Origin of the sequence: uncultured Campylobacter sp. (assembly GCF_938018035.1) — a bacterium.
GTDB lineage: Bacteria > Campylobacterota > Campylobacteria > Campylobacterales > Campylobacteraceae > Campylobacter_B.
Window position 1 is genome coordinate 1 of record NZ_CALIJF010000281.1, and the last position, 8,056, is coordinate 8,056.

An 8,056-nucleotide genomic window follows, 5' to 3' on the forward strand; every position below is an offset into this window, starting at 1 on the left:
AGCGGCGCGGAGGGTTAAATTTTAAAAATTCTAAGTGAAAAGAAAAGCAAAATTCTAAAAATTTCAAGCGAAAAATCTGGGCTTTCAGCGGTGTTTTAAATGGCAAAGGGCTTTCGGCGGAGGTGCTTTAAAATAGCAGAGGGCTTTCGGCAGCTTTTATGCTCGCCAAAAACCCATTTTTATAGTTTATGCATCTTTTGCGCTCGAAAGCTAGAAATTTCGCTTGTTAGAAAGCTCAAAATCTCAAAAGCTTCTGTTTGCTTACTTGCAATGTTCCGCTAATGCTTTGTCCTGGGCTTGCCGCGGTTAAATTTTAACGCTTTCGCGTTACTCGTCGCTAAAGCTTGGTGGACCAAGCTTTAGCGGATTACAAGACCTTGCGGAATTCCGCGTCTGATAACCCAGACTAGGGTTTTCTTGCCCTTGTAATCTTTGATGTATCGATCGAAGTCGTCTGAGCTTTTGACATCGTTTTGACCGACTTGGATGATCACGTCGCCTACCTCAAAGCCGTAATCATCGGCTTTTGAGCCATCTTTGACACTTAAGACGAGGGCGCCCGAGACATCGTCGTCGAGGTTATATTTGCGGCGCAAGCTGTCATTTAACGTCCTTAGCTTTAGCCCCTCTATTGCGCTTTTTGAGTCCTCGCCGGCTGAGCCTAAGGTGGTGGAGTCGGATTTCATCGCGTCTAGCTTGATAGTCGTGCTCTTGCTTTTGCCGTCGCGCTCAAATTCTACATCCACTGAGCTTCCTGGAGCCATTGAGCCGATTAAATTTTTTAGCTCGTTGGCGTTTTTGATAGATTTGCCGTTTATTTTGGTAATTAAATCGCCGCGCTTGATGCCTGCTTTATCGGCTGGCATATCCTTTTCTACGCTTGAGATTAGTGCGCCCTCTTTGCTTTCATAGAGCTCTTTTTGGTCTTTAGACATATCCGAGATCGTGACGCCTATAAAGCCACGCTCGATCTTGCCGTTTGTGATGAGCTTTTCAGCGATCTCTTTTACCATATTTGAAGGGATCGCAAAGCCTACGCCGTTATTTCCGCCGCCGCGACTTAAAATAGCGGAATTTATTCCCAAAAGCGCGCCGCGGCTATCCACTAGCGCGCCGCCTGAGTTACCAGGATTGATCGAAGCGTCGGTTTGGATAAAATTTTCATATTGATTTAACCCGATATTGTTTTTATTTAGCGCCGAGATTATGCCTTGAGTGATGGTGCCGCCCACGCCGAAAGGATTTCCGATAGCAAATACAATGTCGCCCTCCATAGCCTTGGACGAGTCGGCAAATTTAACCGCAGAGAGATTTTTTTCGTCGATTTTAATAATTGCAAGGTCGGTTTTAGGGTCGGTGCCGATTACCTTGGCTTTATATTCCTTATCGCCTTCTAATAGCGTAACTACGATCTCGTCGGCGTTTTCTATTACGTGATTATTTGTGACGATATAGCCGTCTTCGGAGATGATGACACCAGAGCCTAGTGAGCTTCCCTCGCGCTCTTGTTGTTGCGGAATGTCAAAGTCGAAAAATTGCTTAAAAAACGGATCGTCAAACATCTGCGACATCGGGCTGTTACCTGCTTTGATCTTGGTTTTAGTTGCAATATTGACGACGGATTTTTTTACGTCCGCAACGGAGCTGTGATATGAGAGCACGACATCTTTATCAAAGCCCGGATTTACGCGCTCATAATTGCTTGGAGCTTCTTTAATGTCGATGCTGGCGCCGAAAAGCGCACCTGCCAAAGCTATCGATAGGATAATCGATTTTTTCATTTTTATATCCTTTGTGATAATAAAATTTTGGCGGAATTATAAATTTTGTCCGCTAATATATTCTTAACGCAAAATTAAAATTTATAAATAGAATTTAGCAAACTTGATTGACACTCACTAAAGTTTTATGATATAATCTACATAAATTTTAAGATTTTAAGGATTAAAATGGCAAGTACAAGCAGTTTATACGAAACCTTAGGCGTGGATAAATCAGCAAGCGCCGAGGAGATTAAAAAAGCTTACCGCAGGCTAGCTCGCAAGTATCACCCGGATATCAATAAAGAACCAGGAGCTGAGGATAAATTTAAAGAGATTAACGCCGCGTATGAAATTTTAAGCGACGAGAAAAAGCGGGCGCAGTATGACCGCCATGGCGACGAGATGTTCGGCGGACAGAATTTCCACGATTTCGCGCAGGGCTCGGCAAACATGGGCGATCTAAACGACATCCTAAACAGCATTTTCGGCGGCTCTTTCGGCGTAAAAAGCGCAGGCTCACGTGGCGGATTTAGTTTCAGCTCTTTCGGTGGTGGCGAAGGTTTTAGTGGCTTTAGCGGCAGCAGTTTCGGCGGCGGATTTGGCGGCACGCAGAGCCTAGATACGCACAGCTCGATTGAAATTCCTTTTGAAACCGCGATACAAGGCGGCGAGATGAGCGTGCGCGTAGGCGGCGAGACGGTTAAATTTAAAGTGCCCGCGGGTATCAATGCGGGCGAGAAGCTGCGCATCAGGGGTAAAGGACAAAGATCGGGTGCGCAAAGCGGCGATCTAATTTTGGAAATAAAAATCGCGCCAAGCACCGAGTATACGCGCGAAGGCGACGATCTTTTCAAAAAAATAGATATTCCTTTGAAAACGGCGCTGTTCGGCGGAAAGGTGGAAATTTCGACGCCGAGTAAAAGCGCAACGATAAAGATCGCAAAAAATACCAAAAACGGGCAGAAATACCGCTTAAAAGGCTACGGCGTGCAAAACCGCAAGAGTAAAATTTTAGGCGATCTATACGCGGTGGTAAATGTCGTTTTGCCCGACGTCGATTCGCTGGACGAGGACGTCAAAACCGCGCTGCAAAAGCTATAAGGAGGCATCAAAATGCATGATTACGATGAGCCGGTTTATCTCATATCGATAGTTTCGAAGGTCCTAGATATCCATCCGCAGACGCTGCGGCAATACGAACGCGAAGGGCTCGTAAGCCCGGGGCGCACTGAGGGTAAGATGCGCCTGTACTCGGCGCATGATATGGACCGCATACGTATGATTTTAAACCTTACAAAGGAGCTTGGCGTCAATCTTGCGGGCGTGGATGTGATCTTTCGCCTGCAAGAAAGGATCGCCGAGTATGAGCGCGAGATCGAGGAGCTGCGGGCTAAAATTTTAGAGCTTGGCGGAGAGACAGACTAGGGTCTGCGAGATAAAGATTAAAGCTCAGCAAAAATCAGATCCTGGTGCTACAAGCTGAAATTTTAATGCTATCAAAAAGCAAGATCGCCTCTTAAGCGTAGATTCAAGCGATAAATTTTGATTTTCAGTGCGAATTTGTGGGCGCGTTAAATTTAAAGTCGCACTAAACAAACCCAGGTAAAATTTGCTTGCGATTAAATTTAAAAGCCGTCTTATATAATTTAGCTTTAAAATTTAAAATTCCAAGCCGTGCTATACCTTAAAATTTTGTTGCGAACCTCTAAATTTAGCGATAAAGTGCGACATAATTTCTCTATTTTTAAGCGGGATTTTAGTAAAATCACATTATAAAATTTACCCGTAAATTTATATGAAAAGATAAAATTTCATCGATTATCGCCTCCGGTAAATGGTCGCGGATAATGTAAAATTTAACAATAAATTTAGCGCTAAATTTTACGTATAATCTTACAAAAAAGGGAGTTAATGGAGCTTGTTATAGAGCTATTTCTTGCGATCACGGCGCTTGCGATAGTGCTAAATATCGTCTTTAAAATTTTTGAAATTCCCACCATCATCGGCTATATCGTCGCGGGCGTGTGCTTTTCGCAGATCTATAGCTTAAGCAGTGTCGAAAACGCCCATATGTCCGAGCTGGCAGAATTTGGCATCGTCTTTTTGATGTTTACCATCGGGCTTGAGTTTAGCTTCCATCACCTGATGAGTATGAAAAAGGACGTGTTTTTTAATGGCATACTCCAAGTACTCGGCACCGGTATTATTCTAGCGCTCATCATCGATCAAGCTTTCGGCGGAAACATAAAAACCGTGATGATTATCGGGCTTGCGCTCGCGCTTAGTTCGACAGCGATCGTGCTAAAAACGCTCAACGAAACAGGCGAAATCAACCAAAACTACGGGCGCAAGGTGCTTGGCATCCTGCTATTTCAAGACCTCGCCGTCATCCCTATCTTGCTTATGATCGACATCTTCGGCTCGACCGACAATACCCCCGTGAACTATCTAATCTTAAAAACCGCCGTAAGCGCCGCCATAGTGGTAGTGATCCTTTTCGTGCTCGGCAAATTCGCCTTCAACCGCTTCCTCTACTACGTCGTAAAGACGAATTCTAAAGAAATTTTCATCGCGACCATCCTTTTTACCGTCGTGGGGGCTAGCTTTTTGGCGCATGTATTCGGCTTTTCATACACGCTGGGCGCATTCATCGCGGGCATGCTCATCGCAGAGACCGAGTATAAACACGAGATAGAGGCCGATCTGACGCCGTTTCGAGACATACTGCTCGGACTTTTTTTCATCACGATTGGCATGCAGATAAATTTTGAAGTCATCGTCTCGCACTATGGGCTAATCCTGCTCGCTATTATCGTTATAATGGCGCTTAAAACGGTTGTGATTTACGCGATCTTATTTCTCTCGACCGGTAAAAGGATAGCGCTAAAAGCGGCGCTGTCGCTATGCCAGATAGGTGAGTTTGCGCTTGCGATCTTTTCGCTGTTGATGAGCCGCGATATGCTAAGTAAGGAAAACGGGCAAATTTTAATTACAGTCGTAACCGCGACGATGATTTTAACGCCGTTTATTCTTAAAAATTTAAACAAAATCGCCAACCGTTTCGAGTCTAAAGTTGAAAAGCTCGAGGATGAGGAGCATAAAACTCAAATCCCGCCGATGAAAAATCATATCATTGTAGCAGGCTACGGCAGGATAGGGCAGGAAGTGGTGTTACGCTTAAAGGATCAAGGGCTTCTCTATGTAGTCGCCGAGAGCGATTTAGAGCTCGTGGATCTGGGCAAATCGCGCGGAGAGAATATATACTTTGTAAATATAATGCAAAAAACTGCGATAGACGAGCTGCATGCGCGCGATGCGTCGGTCATCATCCTAACGATCGCAAATCAGCAAAAGCTCGACATCGTTGCTAAGATGCTAAACGGCTCTAATTTAAAAGCAAATATCATAGTGATGCATACGGGTGCCGATCCACAAAGCGAGCTGCAGAGCGAATACGGCGAAAATTTTATCTTCGTAAAAAAGGAGAGAGTAGTAGCCAATGCGCTTTTACAAGAGGCGCTGAAATGCAAGCTAACGCAGTAGCCTTGAGCGTTTAAGATCAAATTTAAACGCATTTGCTATGCCTAAAATCTCCACGCTTCTTTATTCTTACTTCTACACTCAGCTAATTTGAAGCGTTTTAATGAACGTAGATAAATAGATATATTTAAATGGTGGGCTTGCAAATTTAAAGACGCAAAGTGCTGCTTTGGATTGATTTAAATTCTAAATTTAAGCTGTCATTCCACAGCAAAGAGATACTCCGACAAGGAGCTGATGAAGTATATTCGCGCGATATTCGTTTAAATTTTACTAATTTCACTCTTTTATCTCTTTATAAACGCTTAAGTTGCGTGCTAGGCAAACGATGGTCGTTATAAACAATATCGGAGCTATCGGCAAATACAGATACCCAAGAATTAGAGCCATATTATCGTAACTTCGTCCTTGAGAAAAGAGCAATTCCGAGAGTGGGAGATACAAAACTAGCGTCACAATCGCAAAATTTTCTATCGCGAAAATCGTATTGCTTTTTTCGGGATTTTCTACGAAAAGTTTGCTGTATCTGCGCTTTGAAAAGAGAAATATAATCGTGCAAACGGCGCTAACTATAAATGCCCAGTGTAATTCGTACGAATCCGATAAAAATAAAATCAAAAAAACCGTTGTCGCAAAACTCACGAAAGCAAATCTGATCAAACGGTGAAGTTGATATTTTTGCTTTAAATTTTTTGCAATTCGTGCTAGAGCTTTGCCGTACTCTAGCGCTTCCTCTTTGCTTTGGATAGATTCTGTTTCAAGGCTCGCGTCATTAAATTTTTGCTCAAATTTAGCGGCTTCATCTTTAGTACCTTGCGCCTCGCCGTTTGTTTTGTTAAAATTTTGCTCGCCGGAAATTTTATCAGCGACCGCTCCGCCGATTTTTGTCTGCGATTTTGGTGCCGGTAGATACACGGTCTCATCGGCATCAAATTCCGGATTTGCGTTATATGTTATTATCGCCACCGGAATAGCGATAAAAATAGCGGGTATAATCTGACGCGTCTCCCAGTCTATGTGATATTTTATCTGTAAATAAAATCCGATTAAAGCATAAAGGACGTAAAATATCGCAGCCACATGTATCCATATAAGCATAAAGGCCTTATCTGCATTGCTAAATAAAAGCAGGGCGTATTTTTTATACTTCAGCCTGTTTAGGCAGACGAGTATATTTATCGCAGATAGCGCGAGCATGCATAAAAACGACATTATGGGCGCATTATGTACAAACGTAAGAAACACGATGATATAAATGAGAAAGGTCAAAAGTGTCCCGAAAAACAGATATCTACAAAAGCGAAATCTATCGTAGCTTTTTAAAATTTCTTGCGGAATTTGGCTGATGTCCGCGGGGATTTTGTCTTTTTGCATTTTTACCGCCTTTCTCGGTTATTTTAGCTCAAATTTTGCTTTTTTACTCCGTAGCGTTTTAAATTTAATGAAGCGAGTTTTTTGACTTGCTTCTTTTTTAGCGGACAAGCGATCCCGATTTTGCATTAAATTTTTAAAAATGAATACTTACCGGCTCTCGCAATTTAATCGATAAAATTTTTGGCAGGCTAAATTTACGCTTCATTTCTAGCTAAATTTAGCTTCAAAATTTATCTTGCTTCATTCAAAAATAAGGCAACCAAGCTAAAGCTCATACGTTTTATCCACCCGCACGAACGCCCAGTGCATAAAATCTAGCTTTGGCTCGTATTTGCCGCTGTTAAAATACTCCACCAGTTGCGCCTCCTCTGTGTCGTTTAGCTCGCCGCCTAGCATCCAGCGCGTCTTTTGCACAAACTCCTCCGCACTTTTCGCTCCGCCGCCGTGACACCAGGCTTTGATATAGCTGAGACTCGGCAGATAGCTCATTTGAAATAAAATATTGATGAGATAGACGAAGCCGGGCCTCTTTTGCACGTCGCGCCCCAGCGCCTGCAAAATCCGCTCGTCTACGAAGCTGCCCACCTTAAACGTGATATAAAGCGATTTTTTGGTCTTTGAAAGAAGCTTTTTAAGCGCGGCTTTTAGATCGTCCACCTCAAGGCAGCGCGAAGCGAAAACGACATCGCACTCAGGCACGTCAGACCAATCGTCCTCAAAGGCTTTTTGCGCAAATTTTGCGTTTTTCGCGCCGTAAATTTGAGCGTTTTCGCGGGCAAACTCTAGCATCTTTGGCGAAAAATCGTAGCCGTAAATTTGATCCACCTTTTCCGCTGCTAGCACGCTTAGCGCGCCTGCGCCGCATGCAAAATCAAGCAGCGTAGAAACGCCTGTAAAATCGACCTTATCTATAAATTCTTGCGCGTAGACGCTTTTCATCACGCCCTCGTTAAAGCTCGGCGCCTTTTTGTCCCAATGCTCGGCCAGCTTTTTGCCGAATGAGCTTTTTGCCTTTTGCGCCTTATAAAGCGCGTCAAAGTCGATATCATCGTAGTTTGAAGCTAAAATCATAACTATCCTTTCTAAAATTTAGTGAGCAGACCGCACCGATTTTTCGTTAAATTTTGGCGCAAATTTATGCGCCGCATTCAAGCTACTTAGAATTTTAAACCGTCAAAAAAAGCAGCAATACATGCTCGCTTTTATATATTTTATCCGCTTGCGATACTTTAAATTTTCGCTGAACGACCGTAGCTAAATTTTTAAAAGTCCGCTCATAAATCAAAATTTTTAGTTTGTCGCCCGCACTTGTTCGCTCCGCCTTTAAATTACCGCTCAAACTTATTGCGAGGCCTCCATCCTAGCCGCTATCACCTTTT

6 protein-coding genes are annotated in these 8,056 nt (G+C 43.3%); 3 read left to right on the top strand and 3 right to left on the bottom strand.

From position 1 onward, the window contains the following. Positions 1–359: 359 nt before the first annotated feature. Complete coding sequence (locus Q0257_RS08420; protein WP_298023981.1) at positions 360–1,781, bottom strand: Do family serine endopeptidase; 1,422 nt, start codon at positions 1,779–1,781, stop codon at positions 360–362. Between the two features lie 168 nt (positions 1,782–1,949). On the opposite strand from Q0257_RS08420, the gene Q0257_RS08425 reads away from it, so the two are divergent. The 3 genes from Q0257_RS08425 to Q0257_RS08435 all read left to right on the top strand — a co-directional run bounded on the left by Q0257_RS08425 (position 1,950) and on the right by Q0257_RS08435 (position 5,306). Then, positions 1,950–2,864 (top strand): DnaJ C-terminal domain-containing protein, encoded by a 915-nt coding sequence (locus Q0257_RS08425; protein ID WP_298023984.1) that lies wholly within the window; start codon positions 1,950–1,952, stop codon positions 2,862–2,864. Between the two features lie 12 nt (positions 2,865–2,876). Beyond that, on the top strand, positions 2,877–3,188 hold the full coding sequence (locus Q0257_RS08430) for a helix-turn-helix transcriptional regulator (RefSeq protein ID WP_291937486.1): 312 nt from the start codon (positions 2,877–2,879) through the stop codon (positions 3,186–3,188). Positions 3,189–3,674: 486 nt separating this feature from the next. Next, positions 3,675–5,306 carry a cation:proton antiporter gene (locus tag Q0257_RS08435; protein ID WP_298023988.1) on the top strand — a complete coding sequence of 544 codons (1,632 nt, stop codon included), beginning with the start codon at positions 3,675–3,677 and terminating at the stop codon, positions 5,304–5,306. Between the two features lie 276 nt (positions 5,307–5,582). On the opposite strand, the gene Q0257_RS08440 is transcribed toward Q0257_RS08435, so the two are convergent. Together Q0257_RS08440 and Q0257_RS08445 are read right to left on the bottom strand one after the other, a co-directional pair. Next, positions 5,583–6,677: a hypothetical protein gene (locus Q0257_RS08440; RefSeq protein ID WP_298023991.1), complete on the bottom strand. Its 1,095-nt coding sequence runs from the start codon at positions 6,675–6,677 to the stop codon at positions 5,583–5,585. Between the two features lie 264 nt (positions 6,678–6,941). Then, positions 6,942–7,748, bottom strand: a complete 807-nt coding sequence (locus Q0257_RS08445) for a class I SAM-dependent methyltransferase (protein ID WP_298023994.1) — start codon at positions 7,746–7,748, stop codon at positions 6,942–6,944. Between the last annotated feature and the right edge of the window lie 308 nt (positions 7,749–8,056).

Bases quoted from the DNA above. Each gene is read 5' to 3' on its own strand.
- Q0257_RS08420 (WP_298023981.1), bottom strand. From the start codon at position 1,781: ATGAAAAAATCGATTATCCTATCGATAGCTTTGGCAGGTGCGCTTTTC.
- Q0257_RS08425 (WP_298023984.1), top strand. From the start codon at position 1,950: ATGGCAAGTACAAGCAGTTTATACGAAACCTTAGGCGTGGATAAATCA.
- Q0257_RS08430 (WP_291937486.1), top strand. From the start codon at position 2,877: ATGCATGATTACGATGAGCCGGTTTATCTCATATCGATAGTTTCGAAG.
- Q0257_RS08435 (WP_298023988.1), top strand. From the start codon at position 3,675: ATGGAGCTTGTTATAGAGCTATTTCTTGCGATCACGGCGCTTGCGATA.
- Q0257_RS08440 (WP_298023991.1), bottom strand. From the start codon at position 6,677: ATGCAAAAAGACAAAATCCCCGCGGACATCAGCCAAATTCCGCAAGAA.
- Q0257_RS08445 (WP_298023994.1), bottom strand. From the start codon at position 7,748: ATGATTTTAGCTTCAAACTACGATGATATCGACTTTGACGCGCTTTAT.